This window comes from Actinoplanes sp. 13 (genome assembly GCF_056134165.1).
In genome coordinates, this window is the sequence record NZ_JBVYOQ010000028.1 from 61,527 (window position 1) to 79,251 (window position 17,725).

Annotated in this window: 18 protein-coding genes; 11 read left to right on the plus strand and 7 right to left on the minus strand. The window is 70.3% G+C overall.

Going from position 1 to position 17,725, the window contains the following annotated elements; translation table 11 throughout:
* Positions 1–114: 114 nt before the first annotated feature.
* Entirely contained in the window at positions 115–627 is a 513-nt protein-coding gene (locus AC0NH5_RS35020; protein ID WP_474411355.1) for an inorganic diphosphatase, read from the minus strand.
* 1,058 nt (positions 628–1,685) lie between these two features.
* Between AC0NH5_RS35020 and dacB the strand changes: the two genes are divergently transcribed.
* From dacB to folE, 6 genes are all read left to right on the plus strand, one after another.
* Positions 1,686–3,284, plus strand: a complete 1,599-nt coding sequence (gene dacB, locus AC0NH5_RS35025) for a D-alanyl-D-alanine carboxypeptidase/D-alanyl-D-alanine endopeptidase (protein ID WP_474411356.1) — start codon at positions 1,686–1,688, stop codon at positions 3,282–3,284.
* A gap of 53 nt (positions 3,285–3,337) precedes the next feature.
* The gene (locus tag AC0NH5_RS35030) at positions 3,338–4,378 is read left to right on the plus strand and encodes a zinc-dependent metalloprotease (protein ID WP_474411357.1); all 1,041 of its coding nucleotides are present in this window, start codon (positions 3,338–3,340) and stop codon (positions 4,376–4,378) included.
* A gap of 3 nt (positions 4,379–4,381) precedes the next feature.
* On the plus strand, positions 4,382–5,368 hold the full coding sequence (tilS, locus tag AC0NH5_RS35035; protein ID WP_474411358.1) for a tRNA lysidine(34) synthetase TilS: 987 nt from the start codon (positions 4,382–4,384) through the stop codon (positions 5,366–5,368).
* A gap of 94 nt (positions 5,369–5,462) precedes the next feature.
* Positions 5,463–6,038, plus strand: a complete 576-nt coding sequence (gene hpt, locus AC0NH5_RS35040) for a hypoxanthine phosphoribosyltransferase (RefSeq protein ID WP_474411359.1) — start codon at positions 5,463–5,465, stop codon at positions 6,036–6,038.
* Between the two features lie 277 nt (positions 6,039–6,315).
* Positions 6,316–8,337: an ATP-dependent zinc metalloprotease FtsH gene (gene ftsH / locus AC0NH5_RS35045; protein WP_474411360.1), complete on the plus strand. Its 2,022-nt coding sequence runs from the start codon at positions 6,316–6,318 to the stop codon at positions 8,335–8,337.
* Positions 8,334–8,984: a GTP cyclohydrolase I FolE gene (gene folE / locus AC0NH5_RS35050; RefSeq protein WP_474411401.1), complete on the plus strand. Its 651-nt coding sequence runs from the start codon at positions 8,334–8,336 to the stop codon at positions 8,982–8,984. Before ftsH ends, folE begins: the two co-directional genes overlap by 4 nt.
* Positions 8,985–9,029: 45 nt before the next feature.
* On the opposite strand, the gene AC0NH5_RS35055 is transcribed toward folE, so the two are convergent.
* The 3 genes from AC0NH5_RS35055 to AC0NH5_RS35065 are packed head-to-tail and all read right to left on the minus strand — an operon-like array spanning position 9,030 to position 12,620.
* A complete protein-coding gene (locus AC0NH5_RS35055) occupies positions 9,030–9,290 on the minus strand; it encodes a hypothetical protein (RefSeq protein ID WP_474411361.1) in 261 nt (86 codons plus the stop codon).
* 10 nt (positions 9,291–9,300) lie between these two features.
* Positions 9,301–9,990: a hypothetical protein gene (locus AC0NH5_RS35060; RefSeq protein WP_474411362.1), complete on the minus strand. Its 690-nt coding sequence runs from the start codon at positions 9,988–9,990 to the stop codon at positions 9,301–9,303.
* Positions 9,987–12,620 carry an FtsK/SpoIIIE domain-containing protein gene (locus AC0NH5_RS35065; protein ID WP_474411363.1) on the minus strand — a complete coding sequence of 878 codons (2,634 nt, stop codon included), beginning with the start codon at positions 12,618–12,620 and terminating at the stop codon, positions 9,987–9,989. The genes AC0NH5_RS35060 and AC0NH5_RS35065 overlap by 4 nt, the downstream gene beginning before the upstream one ends.
* Before the next feature lie 231 nt (positions 12,621–12,851).
* On the opposite strand from AC0NH5_RS35065, the gene AC0NH5_RS35070 reads away from it, so the two are divergent.
* The 5 genes from AC0NH5_RS35070 (at position 12,852) to AC0NH5_RS35090 (ending at position 15,495) form a co-directional block, all read left to right on the plus strand.
* Positions 12,852–13,160, plus strand: a complete 309-nt coding sequence (locus AC0NH5_RS35070) for a YbaB/EbfC family nucleoid-associated protein (protein ID WP_474411364.1) — start codon at positions 12,852–12,854, stop codon at positions 13,158–13,160.
* The gene (locus AC0NH5_RS35075; RefSeq protein WP_474411365.1) at positions 13,154–13,621 is read left to right on the plus strand and encodes a hypothetical protein; all 468 of its coding nucleotides are present in this window, start codon (positions 13,154–13,156) and stop codon (positions 13,619–13,621) included. The genes AC0NH5_RS35070 and AC0NH5_RS35075 overlap by 7 nt, the downstream gene beginning before the upstream one ends.
* Positions 13,618–14,610: a WXG100-like domain-containing protein gene (locus AC0NH5_RS35080; RefSeq protein ID WP_474411366.1), complete on the plus strand. Its 993-nt coding sequence runs from the start codon at positions 13,618–13,620 to the stop codon at positions 14,608–14,610. Before AC0NH5_RS35075 ends, AC0NH5_RS35080 begins: the two co-directional genes overlap by 4 nt.
* A gap of 71 nt (positions 14,611–14,681) precedes the next feature.
* Positions 14,682–14,906 carry a hypothetical protein gene (locus tag AC0NH5_RS35085; protein ID WP_474411367.1) on the plus strand — a complete coding sequence of 75 codons (225 nt, stop codon included), beginning with the start codon at positions 14,682–14,684 and terminating at the stop codon, positions 14,904–14,906.
* A gap of 43 nt (positions 14,907–14,949) precedes the next feature.
* Positions 14,950–15,495 carry a hypothetical protein gene (locus AC0NH5_RS35090; protein WP_474411368.1) on the plus strand — a complete coding sequence of 182 codons (546 nt, stop codon included), beginning with the start codon at positions 14,950–14,952 and terminating at the stop codon, positions 15,493–15,495.
* 3 nt (positions 15,496–15,498) lie between these two features.
* Here the strand turns inward: AC0NH5_RS35090 and AC0NH5_RS35095 are convergent, their stop codons facing one another.
* The 3 genes from AC0NH5_RS35095 to AC0NH5_RS35105 are packed head-to-tail and all read right to left on the minus strand — an operon-like array spanning position 15,499 to position 17,587.
* Entirely contained in the window at positions 15,499–16,098 is a 600-nt protein-coding gene (locus AC0NH5_RS35095) for a hypothetical protein (protein ID WP_474411369.1), read from the minus strand.
* Positions 16,095–17,210, minus strand: a complete 1,116-nt coding sequence (locus AC0NH5_RS35100) for a M23 family metallopeptidase (protein ID WP_474411370.1) — start codon at positions 17,208–17,210, stop codon at positions 16,095–16,097. Before AC0NH5_RS35100 ends, AC0NH5_RS35095 begins: the two co-directional genes overlap by 4 nt.
* Positions 17,207–17,587: a hypothetical protein gene (locus AC0NH5_RS35105; protein ID WP_474411371.1), complete on the minus strand. Its 381-nt coding sequence runs from the start codon at positions 17,585–17,587 to the stop codon at positions 17,207–17,209. The genes AC0NH5_RS35100 and AC0NH5_RS35105 overlap by 4 nt, the downstream gene beginning before the upstream one ends.
* Between the last annotated feature and the right edge of the window lie 138 nt (positions 17,588–17,725).

Here is a 17,725-nt window from a genome sequence, read left to right on the forward strand (position 1 = left end):
TCGTATCGGGGCGCAACTTCACACACTGGTTGTTGATCAGGTGGTTATACGAGCGCACCTGCGGGGCCGGGGCCGCCGCAGGTGCGATCGTTCAGCGGTGCTGGGAGCGAGCGGTCAGTGCTCCAGCTCATGCGCCTCGTCGGCCTCGTGAGCCTCGGCACGCTTGAAGGAGGCGCGGATCTCGGCCTCGGCCTCGATGCGGCCGACCCAGGTGGCGCCCTCGACGGACTTGCCCGGCTCCAGGTCCTTGTAGACCGTGAAGAAGTGCTGGATCTCCATCCGGTCGAACTCGCCCAGGTGGTGAATGTCGCGCAGGTGCTCCTGGCGCGGGTCCTCGTAAGGCACGCAGAGGACCTTGTCGTCGCGGCCCTTCTCATCGGTCATCCGGTACATGCCGATGGCGCGGGCCCGGACGAGGCAGCCGGGGAACGTCGGCTCCTGGATGAGCACGAGCGCGTCCAGCGGATCGCCGTCCTGGCCCAGGGTGCCCTCGATGAAGCCGTAGTCCGCCGGATACTGTGTCGCCGTGAAGAGGGTCCGGTCGAGCCGGATCCGGCCGGTCTTGTGATCGACCTCGTACTTGTTGCGCTGCCCCTTGGGGATCTCAACCAGAACGTCGAAATCCATTATTCGCTCCCCTTTTGCTTGCCCGCTCGAATAGACCGGTCCGCCGGGCGGGAGCGGGGCGTTGGAAGCAGGGCCCGCAGGATCCGCGCGCAACGGTGTGCCGGATGTCGCTAGTCTCCCCTAAGTCTGACGCCACGGGCGAGGAGGGGCGTGTGACGAGGCAAGATTCACATAACGGTCCGGACAATACCGGCGTGTCGGGTTCGCAAAACGGCCCGGAAGGCGCTAACCGGCCGCCTGCCGACGTCCGGGCTCCTGAGCCGGGTCATCAGGCCGCGGTGCCCGAGCAGTGGGCGCCTGGAGGCAGTCCTGCCTGGTCGGCGGCGCCCACTCAGCCCGCTGCCGCCTGGACGCCCCCGCCGGCCCGGCCCGCCGTCGCCTCCACGCCGCCTCAGCCTGCTGCCGCACTTCCGCCGCAGCAGACCGCTGCCACGCCCACGCCGGCCGGGCCCGCTGCGACACCGGTGCCGCCTCAGCCTGCCGTGGCCTCCGCGCCGCCTCAGGCCGCTGCGCCCCCGCCGGCCCGGCCGGTTCCGCCCGCGTCGGGCGCCGGGCATGCTTCTGTGCCCGCGCCGCCCCCGCCGGCCCGGCCGGTTCCGCCCGCGTCGGGTGCCGGGCATGCTTCTGTTCCCGCGCCGCGGTCGGCGCCCTCGTCCGGGAACCCGGCCACGCCTCCGGCCGCACCGGCCGCCGGGGCCTATCCGCCCAGCGCGCCCGGTCGGTGGGCCGCGGCGACGCATCAGCAGGCTGCCGGCGACGCCGACCAGACACAGGCGTTCGGCGTGACCGGGCCGGCGCCGGCCCCGGCGGGCGACGCCGACCGGACGCAGCAGCTGGGCCTACCGGCGGGTGGCATCACGGACGCGTTTGCCGGCGGCCGGGCTCAGGGGAGCGGTCCGGCTGGCGATCAGAGTCGTGTGAGCGGTTCCTCCGGCGATCCGGTGCGACCGGGTGATGCGGGCCGGCCGGCGAGCGGTTCGGCAAGGGGCTCCGCATCGACTCCGGGCATCGCACCGGTTGCGGCGAGCGGGGTGGCGCCTGCCTCCGGGAGCGGGGCGATGGAGGAGGTGGCGCCCACGTCGGGTGGCACCTACGGGCGGGCTTCGGTGCCGCTGAACACCACGCGGCCCGCACCGGCGGCGGCTCGGTCCGCGGTTCCGGCAGCTCCGCCCGGCGCGGGCGGCAAAGGCGCGACCAGCGACGTGGATCGCCCCGCACCGGCGGGACCGGGCCTGTCTCGTACAAAATTGGTGTCGATCTTCGCGGTCGTGATCCTCGTCGCGATGGTGGCGGCAGTGGGTCTGGTGGTGCGGCCCGGGCCGATCGACGGATGGCTCGGCGCGTCGGCGACCACCGCGCCCGCCCCGGTGCCGACGACGCCCGACCCCAGCCCGACCCCGGTACTGGCCGCGGCGCAGGCCGAGGGCACGACGCCGGACACCGCCGCGGTGAAGGCCGCGCTGGACCCGCTGGTCGGCGCGGACGCGCTCGGCTCCAGCGTGAACGTGCAGGTGCGGGACGTCTTCTCCGGCACGGTGCTGTACCAGCGGAACCCGGCCGGGATGATCACGCCGGCTTCGACCACGAAGGTGCTGACCGCGGCCACGGCGCTGGCGGCGCGTGGACCGGCCTACCGGTTCGAGACGCGGGTGGTGGCCGGCGCGAACCCGGGTGAAGTTGTGCTCGTCGGTGGTGGTGACGTCACGCTCGGTGTGAGCCGTAAGACGCTCTTCCCGGGGGCCGCCCGGCTCGATCAGCTCGCCGCCCAGGTGGAGAAGAAGCTGGGCGGGACCGAGGTGACGAAGGTGCTGGTGGACACGTCGCTGTTCACCGGGCCGGAGACCGCGAGCGGCTGGGGCAGCGGGGACATCGGGGCCGGGCAGGTGGCCCGGGTGCAGGCGCTGATGACCAACGGCGGGCGGATCGCGCCGGTGCACAACGAGCAGGGCGGCGATCCGCGGTTCTCGGATCCGGCGCTCGCGGCGGGCAAGGCGTTCGCGAAGTTCCTGGACGTCACGTCGGTGAGCCGGGGCGAGGCGCCGGCCGGTGGGGAGGCGTCCGCGTCAGCGGCCGCCGGGATCACGCCGGGCACCGAGCTCGGCAAGGTCGAGTCGCCGCCGCTGGTGCAGGTCGTCGAGTGGATGCTGCAGATGAGCGACAACGTGCTGGCCGAGGCGATCGGCCGGCAGGTGGCGCTGGCGGCCGGCAAGGAGGCCAGCTTCTCCGGTGCGGCCGAGGCGATGGCGGAGAAGCTGACCGAGCTGGGCCTGCCCGCCGAGGAGGCCCAGCTGTACGACGCCAGTGGTCTCTCCAACCGCAACGCGATCAGCCCGGCGCTGCTGGTGCAGACCCTGGCCCTGGCGGCCGGCGGGCAGCAGGCCGCGCTGAGCAACCTGTTCAACGGGCTGCCGGTGGCCGGCTGGTCCGGGACGATGCGGACCCGGTTCGTCACGCCCAGCCCGAACCGGAGCGCGCAGGGCATCGTGCGTGCCAAGACCGGGACGCTGAGTGGGGTGAACACGCTCGCCGGGGTGCTGATCACCAAGGACCGGCAGGTGCTGGCCTTCGCGATCATGGCGAAGGGCGGCCCGAGCGCCGTCGCGGCGCGGGCGGCGCTCGACCGGATCGCGGCCCGCCTGGTGCAGTGCGGCTGCTGATCCCGGGGTTTCACCTGAGTGCGCTCTGGAACGGCGCGGGTACGGTGGGCAGCATGGCGCAGTTCGTTGACTGGGATCTGGCCGCCGCAACCGCGGGCGCGCTCTCCAAGACCGGCCCCGCGGTCTCGTTCGACGAGGCGACTCAGGTGGTGTCCGAGTTGCGGGCGCTCACCGACGAGGCCGCCGGTCACGTGGCGGAATACACGGGGCTGGCCCCGCAGACGGAGGTGCCGCCGGTCCGGGTGGTGGACCGCCGGGACTGGGCGAAGGTGAACATCGCCGGTCTGCAACAGGTGATCGTGCCGCTGGTCAGCCGTCTCTCCGGGGACAAGGCGCCGGGCGCGCTCGCCGACGCGATCGGCTCGCGGGTGACCGGGGTGCAGGCCGGGACGATCCTGGCGTACCTGTCCGGTCGCGTCCTGGGGCAGTACGAGGTGTTCTCCAGCGAGCCCGGTCAGCTGCTGCTGAACGCGCCGAACATCGTCGAGGTGGAACGGAAGATCAACGCGGATCCGCGGGACTTCCGGCTCTGGGTGTGCCTGCACGAGGTGACGCACCGCACCCAGTTCACCGCGGTCCCCTGGATGCGGGGCTATTTCCTCGGCGAGGTGCAGGCGTTCGTCGACGCGTCGCAGAGCACCGAGCACATCCTGGAACGGCTCCGGCGCGGCGTCGCCACGCTCTCCGACGCGCTGCGCGACCCGGAGAGCCGGACCTCGGTGCTGGACATCGTGCAGACGCCCGGGCAGAAGGCGGTGCTGGACCGGCTCACCGCGCTGATGACGCTGCTGGAGGGGCACGCCGAGTTCGTGATGGACGGCGTCGGCCCCGAGGTCATCCCGACCGTCGAGTCGATCCGGGCCAAGTTCAACCGCCGGCGCGAGAGCGGCAATCCCCTGGAGAAGGCGATCCGCCGGCTGCTCGGCGTCGACGTCAAGATGCGGCAGTACGCGGAGGGCCGCAAGTTCGTGCACGGCGTCGTGGAACGGGTCGGGATGACCGGTTTCAACAAGATTTTCACCTCGCCGCTGACCCTGCCCCGGCTGGAGGAGCTGGGCGACCCGGATGCGTGGGTCGCCCGGGTGCACGGCTGAGTCATGGCACGGATCCCCCCTCCGGTCGCGGCGGTCCGCACCGCGGTTCGCCGCGCGCTGACCGGCCTGCCGGAGGACGCCCTGGTCCTGGTCGCCTGTTCGGGCGGCGCGGACTCGCTGGCGCTGGCATCAGCGACCCGGTTCGCCGGCCGGCGGGTCGGTCTGGTCACCGTCGATCACGGGCTCCAGGAGGGGTCGAACCGGCGGGCCCGCTCGGTGGCCGCTTGGGCGCGGGACGCCGGGTTCGACCCGGTGCGGATCGAGACCGTCTCGGTGGCCGGTCTGCCCGGCGGTCCGGAGGCGGCCGCCCGCACCGCCCGTTACGCCGCGCTGGGCGCTGCCGCCGCCGAACTCGGCGCGGCCGCGGTGCTGCTCGGCCACACCCGCGACGACCAGGCCGAGACGGTGCTGCTGGCGCTGGCCCGGGGTGCCGGCCCGCGCGGGCTCGCCGGGATGCCGGAGCGGCGCGGGGTGTTCCGCCGCCCGCTGCTCGAGGTGGCCCGTGCGGACACCCGCAAGGCGTGCGCGGCGCTCGGCCTGGCTCCCTGGGAGGACCCGCACAACAGCGACCCGGCGTACGCGCGGTCACGCGTGCGGGCCACCGCGCTGCCGGCCCTGGTCGAGGCGCTCGGCCCGGGCGTCCTGGCCAACCTGGCCCGAACCGCGTCGCTGGTGGCGGCGGACACCGAGGCGCTGGACGAGCTGGCGGTCGCCGCGCTGGAGCGGTCCCGGTCGCCGGCCGGGCTGTCGGTCCCCGGGCTGGCCGGCCTGCTGCCGGCGGTGCGCGGCCGGGTTTTGCACCGCTGGGCCCGGGAGCTGGGCGCGCCGGGCGGCGCGCTGGCCTACACGCACGTCGTCGCGCTGGACGCGCTGGTGACCGGCTGGCACGGGCAGGGGGCCGCGCATCTGCCCGGCGGCATCTCGGTGGCGCGGCGGTCCGGTGACCTCGTTCGGGTGGTTTCCGACCGGGAATCCCGTCGCCCGCGCTGAGAAAGCCTCGTCAGGGGCCGGGAAGAAGTGAGCGGGCCGACCCGATTCCGCCCCCGTTCGAGCATCCGTAACCTCGATGGGGCAGGCTTAGCACATGGCTGATGGCTCTTGGTACGACGCCGACATCGACCACGTGATCATCTCGGAGCAACAGATCCGGGACAAGATCGACGAACTGGCCAAGCAGGTCTCCGCGGACCACACCGAAGCCGCTGACGGGATTCTGCTGGTCTGCGTGCTGAAGGGCGCGGTCATGTTCATGGCCGATTTCGCCCGGGCGCTCGGGCGGCACGGGCCGTCGACCGAGATGGAGTTCATGGCCGTGTCCTCGTACGGGCAGGGCACGACCTCCTCGGGCGTGGTGCGCATCCTCAAGGATCTGGACCGCGACATCGCCGGCCGGCACGTGCTGGTGGTCGAGGACATCGTGGACTCCGGGCTGACCCTGTCCTGGCTGATGAAATACCTCGAGTCGCGCCAGCCGGCGAGCGTCGAGGTGGTCGCGCTGTTCCGCAAGCCGGACGCGGTGAAGGTCCAGGTCCCGGTCCGGTACGTGGGCTTCGACATCCCGAACGAGTTCGTCGTGGGTTACGGCCTGGACTTCTCGGAGCGTTACCGGGAGTTGCCGTACGTAGGGGTGCTCCGGCCCGAGGTGTACGCCCGTAGCTGAACCGCTTTCCCAGCGTGTTCACAGTAAGGGTCGTTATGGGCGGTTTTACACCTGAACCGCCCTGACTTCATGCGGTGTACGCGTGGTTCGCCCTCTGGCCTCACGGGTTCGCGACCGGCACCCACGGTGTACGGTCGAGTGACCGATGGCGTGGTAGTCACGAACGCCGGAGGGCCGGAGCGGAAAGCAGATCCGGCACGCCGCCGGTGGGGCGGTGACGTTGAGGTGACCAGGACGCCGATCAGGAGGGTCCGGGCGCTTGGCGCCCGACAACAGTATGGAACGTACGCGTTTCTTCCGCCGCCCGGTGGTCTGGATCATTCTGGTGATCATCGGCGTAGTCGCGCTGAGCTCTTTCTTCACCAGTGGTCCCAGTTACCAACGGATTGACACTTCGGTCGCGCTTGAGCGTCTGAACCAGCCCGGTATCGAGAAGGTCGTCCAGAAGGACAAGGAGCAGACGCTCCAGATCGATCTCGCGCAGTCCGAGCGGTTCAACGGCAAGATGACCGACAAGATCGAGACTCAGTATCCGTACGGGGTCACCGAAGCCATCTGGAACGACGTCCAGGAGGCCAAGACCACAGGCCGGATCACCGGGACGGTCAACGCCACGGTCTCCGGCGACAACATCCTGCTCAGCCTGCTGATCAACCTGCTGCCGATCGCGATCCTCGTGGTCCTGCTGCTGCTGTTCATGTCGCAGATGCAGGGTGGCGGCTCACGGGTGCTCAACTTCGGCAAGTCCAAAGCGAAGATGATCACCAAGGACACGCCGAAGACGACGTTCGCCGACGTGGCGGGCGCCGATGAGGCGGTGCAGGAGCTGCACGAGATCAAGGACTTCCTGCAGAACCCGGCGAAGTACCAGGCTCTCGGCGCCAAGATCCCGAAGGGTGTGCTGCTCTTCGGCAGCCCGGGTACGGGTAAGACGCTGCTCGCCCGGGCGGTCGCCGGTGAGGCCGGTGTGCCGTTCTACTCCATCTCCGGCTCGGACTTCGTGGAGATGTTCGTCGGTGTCGGCGCCAGCCGGGTCCGCGACCTCTTCGAGCAGGCCAAGTCGAACGCGCCGGCGATCGTCTTCGTCGACGAGATCGACGCGGTCGGCCGGCACCGCGGCGCCGGCATGGGCGGCGGTCACGACGAGCGCGAGCAGACGCTCAACCAGCTGCTCGTCGAGATGGACGGCTTCGACACCAAGGGCGGGGTCATCCTGATCGCCGCCACCAACCGGCCGGACATCCTCGACCCGGCGTTGCTGCGCCCGGGCCGTTTCGACCGGCAGATCCCGGTGGACAACCCGGACATGGAGGGCCGCAAGGCGATCCTGCGGGTGCACGCCAAGGGCAAGCCGTTCACGCCCGACGTCGACCTCGACGCGGTGGCCCGCCGCACGCCCGGTTTCTCCGGCGCCGACCTGGCCAACGTGATCAACGAGTCCGCGCTGCTGACCGCCCGTAACGAGAAGCGGGCGATCTCCAACGAGTTCCTCGAGGAGGCGATCGACCGGGTCATCGCCGGCCCCGAGCGCCGCACCCGGGCGATGAGCGACAAGGAAAAGAAGATCACCGCGTACCACGAGGGTGGACACGCGCTGGTGGCCTACGCTCTGCCGCACTCCGCCCCGGTGCACAAGGTGACGATCCTGCCGCGTGGCCGCTCGCTGGGCCACACGCTGGTGCTGCCGACCGAGGACAAGTACACCCAGACCCGCGCCGAGATGATCGACACCCTGGCGTACGCACTGGGTGGCCGGGCCGCCGAGGAGCTCGTCTTCCACGAGCCCACCACCGGCGCCGGCAACGACATCGAGAAGGCCACCGGCCTCGCCAAGGCCATGGTCACGCAGTACGGCATGAGCTCGAAGCTGGGCGCCGTGAAGTACGGCACCACCGGCGACGAGCCCTTCATGGGCCGCAGCATGGGCCACGAGAAGGCGTACTCGGACGCGGTCGCCGCCGACATCGACGGCGAGGTGCGCGCGCTCATCGAGCTGGCGCACGACGAGGCCTGGGAGATCCTGGTCGAGTACCGCGACGTGCTCGACAACATGGTCCTCGAGCTGATGGAGAAGGAGACCATCACTCAGGACGACATGAACCGGATCTGTGCCCGGGTGCAGAAGCGGCCGCCGATGTCGCCGTTCAACGGCTTCGGCAAGCGGCTGCCGTCCGAGGCGCCGCCGGTGCTCACTCCCGCCGAGCGGGAGAAGCTCAAGGCGCAGGCGGAGGCGGACGGCCAGATCGCCGTCGGGCCGAACCCGAACGCCACCGCGAACGGTGCGGAAGGCAGCAACTGATCAGCACGCACGACGAACCACTCGACTATCTCGCCGCCCGGCTGGTCGACGGCAAACTCACCGGAACCCCGGTGGAGGAGGCCGTCGACCTCGGGCGGATCGAGAAAGCGGTCCGGGAGATCCTCATCGCGGTCGGTGAGGACCCGGACCGTGACGGGCTCCAGCGCACCCCGGCCCGGGTCGCCCGCGCCTACGCGGAACTGTTCGCCGGTCTGCGGGTCGACCCGGAGACCGTGCTGACCACCACCTTCGAGGCGGACCACGAGGAACTCGTCCTGGTCCGCGACATCGAGGTGCAGAGCATGTGCGAGCACCACCTGCTCCCGTTCAAGGGGGTCGCGCACATCGGGTACATCCCGGGCACCGACGGGCGGATCACCGGCCTGTCGAAACTGGCCCGGCTGGTCGAGGTCTTCGCCCGCCGCCCGCAGGTGCAGGAACGGCTCACCTCGCAGATAGCCGACCTGCTCATGGCCAAACTGGGCGCGCGCGGCGCGATAGTGGTGCTCGAGTGCGAGCACCTCTGCATGGAGATGCGCGGCATCCGCAAGGTCGGTGCCCGAACGGTGACGAGCGCGGTGCGTGGCGCCTTCCAGACCGACGGCAAGGTCCGCGCCGAGGCGATGGCCCTGATAAACGCCAGGTAAAGCCTGACCCACAGGACCGTGCGGCGCCAGCCGCCCGGTCATCCTTCAGATGAGGCTGCGGAACTGGTTGGCCGAGTCCATCGCGGCCCGGGTCAGCTGAGTCGCCTCGTCCAGCCGCTCACGGGCCTGCTGCAGGTTGGCGATCGCCGCCGCCGTCGCCGGGTGCATCGAGCCGACCGCAGTCAGCCGCAGCAGCGCCAGCGACTGATCCAGCTGCTCGGCCACCGCCTGGATGCCGACGATCGCCCGCTCCGAACCGGACACCGCCGTCGCGACGTTGGCCTTGACCTCTTCGACGTTAGCCATCACGTGCCTCCTAGCTCAGCAGTGCTTCCAGGCCGGCGCCCATGCAGGTGAGCAGCACCGGCGTGAGACAGGTGATCACACCCAGGATCGGCGTGCGGTCGGCCTGGCCCTCGTCCCCGCCATAGACGAAACCGATCGTCGCCCAGCCCAGCCCGAACGCCAGCAGCGGCATGCTCAGCCCGCAGACCAGCGCATAGGTCGGCGGCGACCCGGGCGGCGCGACCAGGAACAGCAGCACCTGCACGACCAGCACGGCGGCGGCGAACGGGCCGTAGATCAGCAGGTTACGCACCCACGGACGGTCCGGTCCGGGCGGCACGGGCGCGATGAAGGCGTGATCCGCGGCGTCCGCGGTGACCCGCGCCTCGCGGAGCGCGGCCAGCACGGCCGCTGGACCGCCGGTCACCCGTTCCATCGCCTCGGCCTGATCGGCCGGCTGCGGCGTCAGATCATGTTCTGGTACGCCGAAGTCGCGCACGAGTCTGGCTCGTTGCGGTGCGAGCCGCGCCCGCACCGAGGAAAGCTCCTGCCTGGCGGCCGTGACCGTCGCGGCGTGCTCGCCCTGCGCCAGGCTGGCGGCCCGGCGGGTCGCGTCGAGCGCCTGCGCCGCCGCCAGGTAATCCGCCCACGGGTCCGGGCCGGGTCTGCCGCCCACCTGCTCCGGGATCAGATGCCCCTTCTGTTCGGCCTGTCCCGTCACGGCTCGTCACTTCCCGGGCCGGTCTCCGGGTACGCCTCCGGGTACGCGAAGGGCACCACAGTCTCCAAGCGGTCGGAATGCCGGTCGTGCAGCAGCGCGCGGTTCGGCCGGGGGTGCCAGTCGACCGGGCGGCCGAGCAGCAGCATCACGTCCGACTGCGGCACGTTGAGGAAGAGCAGGCCGGCCACGTCCTCGCGGCCCATGCTGCCGCCGGTCTCCTCACCGAACCGGCGCACCCCGCGCCACCAGGACAGCAGGTGGGCCCCGCGGCTCGGGCCCTCCCGGAGCAGCCCGCGCAGACCGGTCAGGGTGCCCGCCGGTGCGGCGTCCATCCCGAACACCACGCGGTAGCCGGGGCGCCCGGCGTCCAACTCGGCGGCGAGGCCGGCGGCGTCGACCACCACGACCTCCTGCCGATGAGCGATCTCGGCGGCCAGCGCGGCGGCCGGCTCGTCACCCTCGGCGACCAGCGACGCGATCACGAACCGGGCGGTACGCGGCGCGAGGCAGGCGGCGACACTGCGGGCGGCGGCGTCCAGCGTCTCGGCGCCCGTGCTCGACGAGCCCAGGATGGCCAGGTGGCGTCCCGGCGACGAGTCGAGGGGGAAGGCCGCGGTGGTGAGACCCACGTCGATCACCCGGCCGATCAGGGCCGACGGGCGGGACACCCGGCCGGCGAGGGCGGCGCGATAGGTGGGGTCGTCCTCGAGGTGCTGGTGTGCGTAACCGGCGAAGACCTTCGGCGGCAGCGCCTCCGGGTCACGGGCACCCCACAGCCGGTGCCGCAGGTCGCTGAGCAGCGGCTGGTCGGAGTGTGGATCAGGGAACCGGACCACCCGTTCGTGGCCCCGGGTGGCGCCGCGCGGGCCGCCCAGACCGCCGGCGGTGTTCACCACGGCGCTGCCCATCGGCAGGCCCGCCGCCGCGTCGTTCGTCGGCTCCAGCACGTCGCCGCCACCGGGCAGGGCGATCCGCACCGGGAACTGGCCGAAGATCGAGTCCCGCTTGGCGTAGAGCGCTTCCACGCCGAGCACGGTCTGACTGGCCAGAACCAGATGGATCCCGTACGACCGGCCCTTGCGCGCCAGCGACTCCAGCAGGCCGACCGCCTCGGCCGCCGTCGGATCGTTGCCGGCCAGCAGCACCTGGAACTCGTCGATGACACAGAGGATGCGGGGCAGGGCGGCGCCGCGGCCCTCCTCGGCCACCACCTGCCGCAGATCGGCGAAGCGTGACACCCCGGCCCGTTTGTACGCCAGGGAGCGGCGGCTCATCTCGCCGTCCAGCTCGCGGAGGACGGCCAGCCCGTACTCCCGGTCGGACTCGACACCGACCGCGCGGGCGTGCGGCAGCCAGGTGCGGTCGCGGCGGGTGGGGACGAACTCCGCGAAGGAGACGCCCTCCTTGAAGTCGAGCAGATAGAGGGCCAGTTCGCCGGGGCCGTACCGCGCGCCGAGGCCGTACAACACGTTGATCAGGAAGGCGGTCTTGCCGGCGCCGGAGCGGCCACCCACCATCCAGTGCGGGGTCAGGTCGTTGAAGCGCAGCACCAGCGGCACGTCACCGTGATGCCCCACCACGGTCTCCACCCCGGCCGCCGCGTCGCCGCCCCACAGCTCGTCGCCGGCCTCGGGCAGCAGGTCGGCCAGGGTGACCCGGGACGCCGCCAGGGTGTCCGCGGCCAGCTCCTGGCAGACCGCTTCGATCAGGTGCGCCGGCGGGTCATCGTCCAGGAAGACCGGCGCGTTCAGCCACAACGCCTCCGGAACGGACCCGAACGTGCCGCCCGGCGGATCGCCGATGATCGCGAACGGGTTGCGCACCGACACCGCCGTCGTCCGCGGCAGCGGCGCCTGCGTGGTCTCCGCGGTCAGCGGCGGAGGCGGCCAGCCGGCCACGATCAGGTGCAGCCCGGAATCCGGCCCCTGCTGGGCCAGCGCCGCGATCCGGCGCAGCTCCTCGCCCTCGGTCAGCTCCGGCAGGCTGGCGATCACCACGAGCATCACCCGGTCGCGCCGGGACCGGCGGGTGGCGCCGCCGCGGACCGGGCGCAGCCACTTCTCCGCCTCCGAAAGCACGTCACGCAGACCCTGCCGGTCGGTGGCCGGCGGCGCCATCAGCCCCGCGTCGGCCAGCTCCTCGAACGGCGCGAACACCGAACCGCCACCGACACCGTCCACCGTGCGCACCAGCAGCGAGCCCGCCGGAGCGGCCGCCAGCAGGCGCAGCAGCAACGAACGCAGCAGACCGAACACGCGCGGGTCGGTGGCGGTCGCGTCGACCGTGAGATGTCCCGCGCCGAGCAGCGGGACGACGGCTGGGAAACGGACGTCGTCCAACGGCTGGGCCACGCCCAGCCGGACGAACTGCGGCTGGGCGGCGTCGCTGACCTGCGCTGCGGCGTCGCCCAGCGGCGCGGTCGGCGCCAGCGCGTCCAGAGTGGCACCCAGCCACCCCGGCGCGAGCTGCGCGGCCGCCACCCGCAACCGATCGGCCAGCCGATGCTGCTCCCGAGGGTCGACGTCGGCAGGGGCGTAAGCCTCCAGCGCGGCAGCGGCCGCGTCCACCGTCGCCACCGCTTGCCGGTGTAGAGCAGCGGCCTGCCGGACCCGCAGAGTCGAATCCGCCACTGCCCACCACCTCCTGTCCGCGGGTTAAAACTTATCCCAGGGCCGCGCGGACGCCGCGTTGCGTCCCCGGTGCCAGTTTCGTGCCGTCCTCCTTCTGCCCCTCCCCGCTGGTTCGGCACGCGTTTCGTGGCAGCTTCTTCGCCTTCGCTCCGTGGTGCTTTGAACCCGGAGCGTGTGCGAGGGGTATTCGCCATCGTCCGACTCGGAACGTCGTCGATGGGGGAGGCCGCGATGGACGGCACTGGTGTGGCAGCCGGCGGGCTGGTCCGGATCGAACTCGACGGGGACGGGCGGCTGTGGGACGTGACCCTCGACCCACGGGTGGCGCACCTGCCGGTCGAAGAGCTGCGGACGGCGCTGATCTCGGCGTTCACCGAGGCCCAGGACTCGCGGCGGGACGAGGCTGTGCCGGCGTTCTCCTTCGACCCGGAACGCCTCAAGGCCGCCGGCGCCGAGGCAACGGAACTGGCGGACCGCCGGTTCGCCGAGATTTCCACCGCGCTGTACGACCTGTCGCGGCGGGCGGGCCGGACATGGTGAGCGTCGGGCTGCGGATGGACCCGGAAGCGGTCGCCGCGGCCGGGAGCGCCCTGGCCGGCGTGGCGCAGCGAATGGCGGACGACGTGGCGGCGCTGGAGACCACCGTGCTGGGGCCGGGGAACCCGTGGGGCGGGGACGAGAGCGGGACGGCCTTCGCGGTCGCCTATCAGGCTGTGCTGGGGCACGCGTTGACGGCACTTGGGTCGTACGTCCATCAGGTGGGTGAAGCGGCCTTGACCTTGGCGACGCAGGCGCGCTCGGTGGCGGCGGCCGACGCCGAGGCCGCGTCCTCGCTCCGTGCCCCCGCCGTCCCGTCCTACGCCGCTTCGTCTCCTGCCGCTTTCCCGTCTCCTGGCGTGCCGTCCTATGCCGTGCCGTCTCCTGGCGTGCCGTCTCCTGGCGTGCCGTCTTCTGGCGTGCCGTCTCCCGGCGTGCCGTCTCCCGGGGTGGGCGGGACATGACCATCGAGCTGCCCGCCGAACTCACCGAGCCGCTCGGCTGGGTCGGCCTCACCTGGCCCCAGGCCGACGAGGACCGCCTCTACGCCGACGGCCGGGCGTGGATCGAGCACGGTGGGCGGCTGCGCCTGCACGCCGCCGAGGCCAACGCCGCCGCCCAGCGCGTCTGGATGGAGAACGAAGGCGCCTCCGTCGAAGCCTTCGAACGGTGGTGGACCGGCCCCGACGGCCCCGGCCGGCACCTCGGCGACGCCGCCGAAGCCGTCGAACTCATCGGCGCCGGCCTCATCGCGATGTCCGGCGTCACCGTCGCCCTCAAAACGGCGTTCATCGCCCAGCTCACCGTCCTCGCCTTCCAGGTCGGCCAGGCGGTGGCCACCTCCTTCGTCACGGCCGGCGCCACCCTCGCCGAAATCCCGGTCTTCGTCGCCGCCACCCGGCTGGCCTGCCGCGAAATCATCCACAAGGCGCTACAAATCGTCGAAGGCGAAGTCGCCCAGATGTTCACCCGCGCGGCGGATCTCCTCCAGACCGCGGGCAGCCACGCCGCGGCCCGAAGCGCCGGACAGCTGGCCAAACAGTTCGGACAGAACTCGGAATTCCACCGGCTGATGCGCGAAGTCGAAAAAGCGGACGTCAACAGCCCCCTGAACGGCGCACACTTCTACTCCGGGGCGCTGCCCGACGGGACCCGCATGCGCGCGTACGCCGAAGTCAACACCGACGGCGTCACCTCCGTGACCCTGGAAACAACCCCCGGCGGCGGCGCCTTCGACGGCGCCGCCCTCTTCGAACCCGGCTCACCGGTCACCAAGGACCACGCGGACCGGATCTGGGGACGGCTGTCCGAGAGGTACGCCGAAAACGCCGAAGGCGAGGTGACGGCGTGGAGTCACGCGCCGAGCCACCGCAGCATCTGGCTGAACCGGGAGTTGCCCGCCTTGCAGAACAACCCGAAGGTGACCAGCATCAACCTGATAGACCCGGAATAGTCGAGGTGAAGCCCACGGTGCCGGTGCACGAGCTGCGAAACCAGGAAGCCCAACACGACTCCGGAGCGGTCGTGCGAAGCCACGGGCGTTCAGCGGTGCAGTTCGAGCTGGCCGGCCGGGTCCTGACCCTGCCCGTCGAACGAGGCCAGGGAGGCGACGTCTTCTACCTGCCCGCGGCCCTGCAGTGGGACGACGGGGAGCCGGTGTCTGCCGAGGTGGCCGCCACGGTGCGCCCGGTGCTCGAAGAGGTGAACGCCTTCTGGGGCTCGGCGTCCGAGTTCCGAGAGGTGGAGTGATGGGCGGCGGATCGGCCTGAGTGGACGGATTAGTGTCGTGAGCATGCAGTCGCAGGAGCCTCAGCCCGACGGTCAGGTCACGCCCAAGCCGGGAGGTGGGCGGACGAGCCGGCCGGCATGGCAGAAAGGCCGACTGCGAAACCGCCGGACCCGGCTGGCGCTGGCCTTGGGAGCGGGCATCATGGCGCTGCTCTGCCTGGGCGGAGTGGGAGTTTTTGTCGCCCTCTACGACGGCGCCACCGAGATCAAACGAACCGAGCCCGACGCCGTGGTCGACAACTTCCTTCGGGCATACCTGGTAAAGCGCGATGACGAAGAGGCGTCGCTTTACCAATGTAAGAGCGGTGGCGATCTGTCGAGCCTTGCTGCTTTCAGGTCAGAAGTGAAATCTGCTGAGGCGAAGTACTCGCTCGGTGTCAGGGTGACGTGGACCAGTCTGGCCGTGTCAACACATAACGGTGCAACAACCGTCAGTACCGAGCTTCGACGCGCCTTCAGCGATGGCAGTGAACGGGTTTCTGACGATTGGGTATTCCAGTTGGTGGACCAGGACGGGCTGCGTGTATGCGGAGCCGTCGAGATGCCTTAGCCGTTATTCAGCCCAGAGGAAGTGGACAGGAACCTCAGTGGTGCTCGGCGGTCGGCCGTTCCACTGCCATCGGTACCACTCCAGCTCAGTGCAGATTCGTACGCAGACCTGGCCGTCTTCGCTGGTGTGGATCTCGGTGACGGCCCTCAGGTCGCGCTTCTCGGAATCGTCCGCTGAAATCTCGACGACTCGGGCTCCCGTCAAGTGATGGACATCCAGGACCGGGACCGGTGAACGGCGTGGTGGCTCGTCGAGCGAGACGAGGCGTAATCCGCTTCGATTAGGGTCCGTGAAGCCGGCCATGCCGAATTCTTCCACCCAGACGCGATCGACAGGGACGAGCGGAGCAAAAACTTCCGTCTGCTCTGCTTCGGCGCGGTACCACTCTGATTCCGGAATCACCGGAACATAGGTGCGGCTGCCCTGGACCACTTTCTCATCTGCCCGGAAATCGCCACGCCAGCCATGTCCGGGAATGCCGATGATCACGCGTCTGCCGCGCAAATTGCCGCCCATCGTGGCTGGTGTCGGCACGATGGGACGCGGGGCCTCGGGCACTCGACTCGGCTGACGCGAGGACGAGCTGGAAGAAGGTCCGATCATCCCTCATCACCCAAGGGCGCGCCCTGGCTGCGCATGAACGCGACCGGGTCGACGGCGCCATCACTTGATCGATCGTTGTTCAGGTGGATCTCGAAGTGCAGGTGAGGGCCGGAGGAATTGCCGCTGGAGCCGACCCGTCCGATGACATCACCGGCGTTGACCTGCTGATTCTGGCGGACGAAGGGCCGTTGCACGAGGTGACAGTACCGCGTCATCACGTCACCGGCATGAATGATCTCCACCATCCAGCCGCAGCCCCCCTTGCCGGGGAAGCCGTCCACATTGCAGCTCTTACGGCCGTTGGCGTCCTCGTCGCACTTGACGAGTGACACGACACCACTTGCCACGGCCGCGATCGGCGTGTACTTGCCGATACTCAGGTCGACACCCTGATGGTTGGGACGAGATGCGGTGCGGAAGCCCGAACCCACTCCCGCGCGCAACGGGATCGTCCACCCGGAGGCTGCGACCTGGCCCGATGCGGCGCAGACCATCGAAACCGAGTCGCCTACCGCATTTGCCGCGCCGTCGGCCAGTTGATTGACGATCTGGGTGGCCAAGAGTTCGTGCTTCGCGTAGGCGTCGGGATACGCACTGATCTGCACTGCCTGTGCGGCGCGGGTCAGTGGCATCTTCTCCCAGCCGTCGATCGTCTTGAGCTTGTTGTAGAACTTCGTGCTGGCGTAGACCGGATCCCGTACCTGTTGAGGCGTCCCCCAGCCCGAACTCGGACGTTGCTGGAAAAGTCCTTGCGAGTCGTGGTCGTTCCGAGCGCCCAGGTGTCCTAAGTTGCGTAGCCGTGATTCCTGCATCGCCGTGGCGACTGCGATTACCCAGGCGCGGGGCGGCAGTTTCATCTCCGAGCCGACGTCGATGATGACTGCAGCGTTCCGGATCTGCTCGGCACCGTACTGGCGGATACGCGGGAGTTTGGCATCAGGGTCGACAACTCCGCCCTGTCCACACCCCATTGCCGCGTTTAGGGTGGCCTGTTCATCGGTGTCAACCTCGCCGAGAAGAAGGACAGTCAGGCTACCGCCGCAGCACAGCAGAGCGAGCGTTGCCACAAGGGCTATGAGAAGGACGACTCTGCGCGGACGCGGAACTCTCACGCCGGCTCCCAGTCGATGCCGTCGACCAGCCAGGTACCTTCTGGCGCCACCAACCGCAGACTGAGCTTTCCGGAGTCCATGGTGACGATCGCATTCACCATCGACTCGTTGACCGCCACAAGACTGGGCCGGCCGATCACACGATCAGCTGGTACGCCGGCAGGATCGACGCCGCGAAGCTGGTTGGACAGGTCTTTGGTGGCGTTCGGCAACAGGCGATTGAGCCACTTCTTCGCAGTGATGTCCTCATGATCCACCCATGCGGAGGCAAAGGCATATGCCACGGCCTCCGGCTGCGCACGACCCGGGCTGGTCTTCGGGCTGGGCGGCGGCTCCGGAGACAACACGCTGTCATCCTCGGCGGGGTCCACGCTCACCGCCGGTTCCGGGCTCTGACCGCCCAGAGGCGGTGACGCTGCTTGGCCGTCAGAGAAGAGCCGTCCTATACCGACTACCGCGAGGACGATGGCGGCCAGGACGATTGCGACCCCCCAGCGGGATCGGAAGATCCCGGT

What these genes read in the sequence shown, in the direction of transcription:
- AC0NH5_RS35020 (WP_474411355.1), bottom strand. Translation starts at nt 627, where the DNA reads ATGGATTTCGACGTTCTGGTTGAGATCCCCAAGGGGCAGCGCAACAAG.
- AC0NH5_RS35075 (WP_474411365.1), top strand. Translation starts at nt 13,154, where the DNA reads ATGGTGAGCGTCGGGCTGCGGATGGACCCGGAAGCGGTCGCCGCGGCC.
- AC0NH5_RS35030 (WP_474411357.1), top strand. Translation starts at nt 3,338, where the DNA reads ATGGCGCAGTTCGTTGACTGGGATCTGGCCGCCGCAACCGCGGGCGCG.
- ftsH (WP_474411360.1), top strand. Translation starts at nt 6,316, where the DNA reads ATGGAACGTACGCGTTTCTTCCGCCGCCCGGTGGTCTGGATCATTCTG.
- AC0NH5_RS35090 (WP_474411368.1), top strand. Translation starts at nt 14,950, where the DNA reads ATGCAGTCGCAGGAGCCTCAGCCCGACGGTCAGGTCACGCCCAAGCCG.
- AC0NH5_RS35080 (WP_474411366.1), top strand. Translation starts at nt 13,618, where the DNA reads ATGACCATCGAGCTGCCCGCCGAACTCACCGAGCCGCTCGGCTGGGTC.
- tilS (WP_474411358.1), top strand. Translation starts at nt 4,382, where the DNA reads ATGGCACGGATCCCCCCTCCGGTCGCGGCGGTCCGCACCGCGGTTCGC.
- dacB (WP_474411356.1), top strand. Translation starts at nt 1,686, where the DNA reads ATGGAGGAGGTGGCGCCCACGTCGGGTGGCACCTACGGGCGGGCTTCG.
- hpt (WP_474411359.1), top strand. Translation starts at nt 5,463, where the DNA reads ATGGCTGATGGCTCTTGGTACGACGCCGACATCGACCACGTGATCATC.
- AC0NH5_RS35095 (WP_474411369.1), bottom strand. Translation starts at nt 16,098, where the DNA reads ATGATCGGACCTTCTTCCAGCTCGTCCTCGCGTCAGCCGAGTCGAGTG.
- AC0NH5_RS35055 (WP_474411361.1), bottom strand. Translation starts at nt 9,290, where the DNA reads ATGGCTAACGTCGAAGAGGTCAAGGCCAACGTCGCGACGGCGGTGTCC.
- AC0NH5_RS35070 (WP_474411364.1), top strand. Translation starts at nt 12,852, where the DNA reads ATGGACGGCACTGGTGTGGCAGCCGGCGGGCTGGTCCGGATCGAACTC.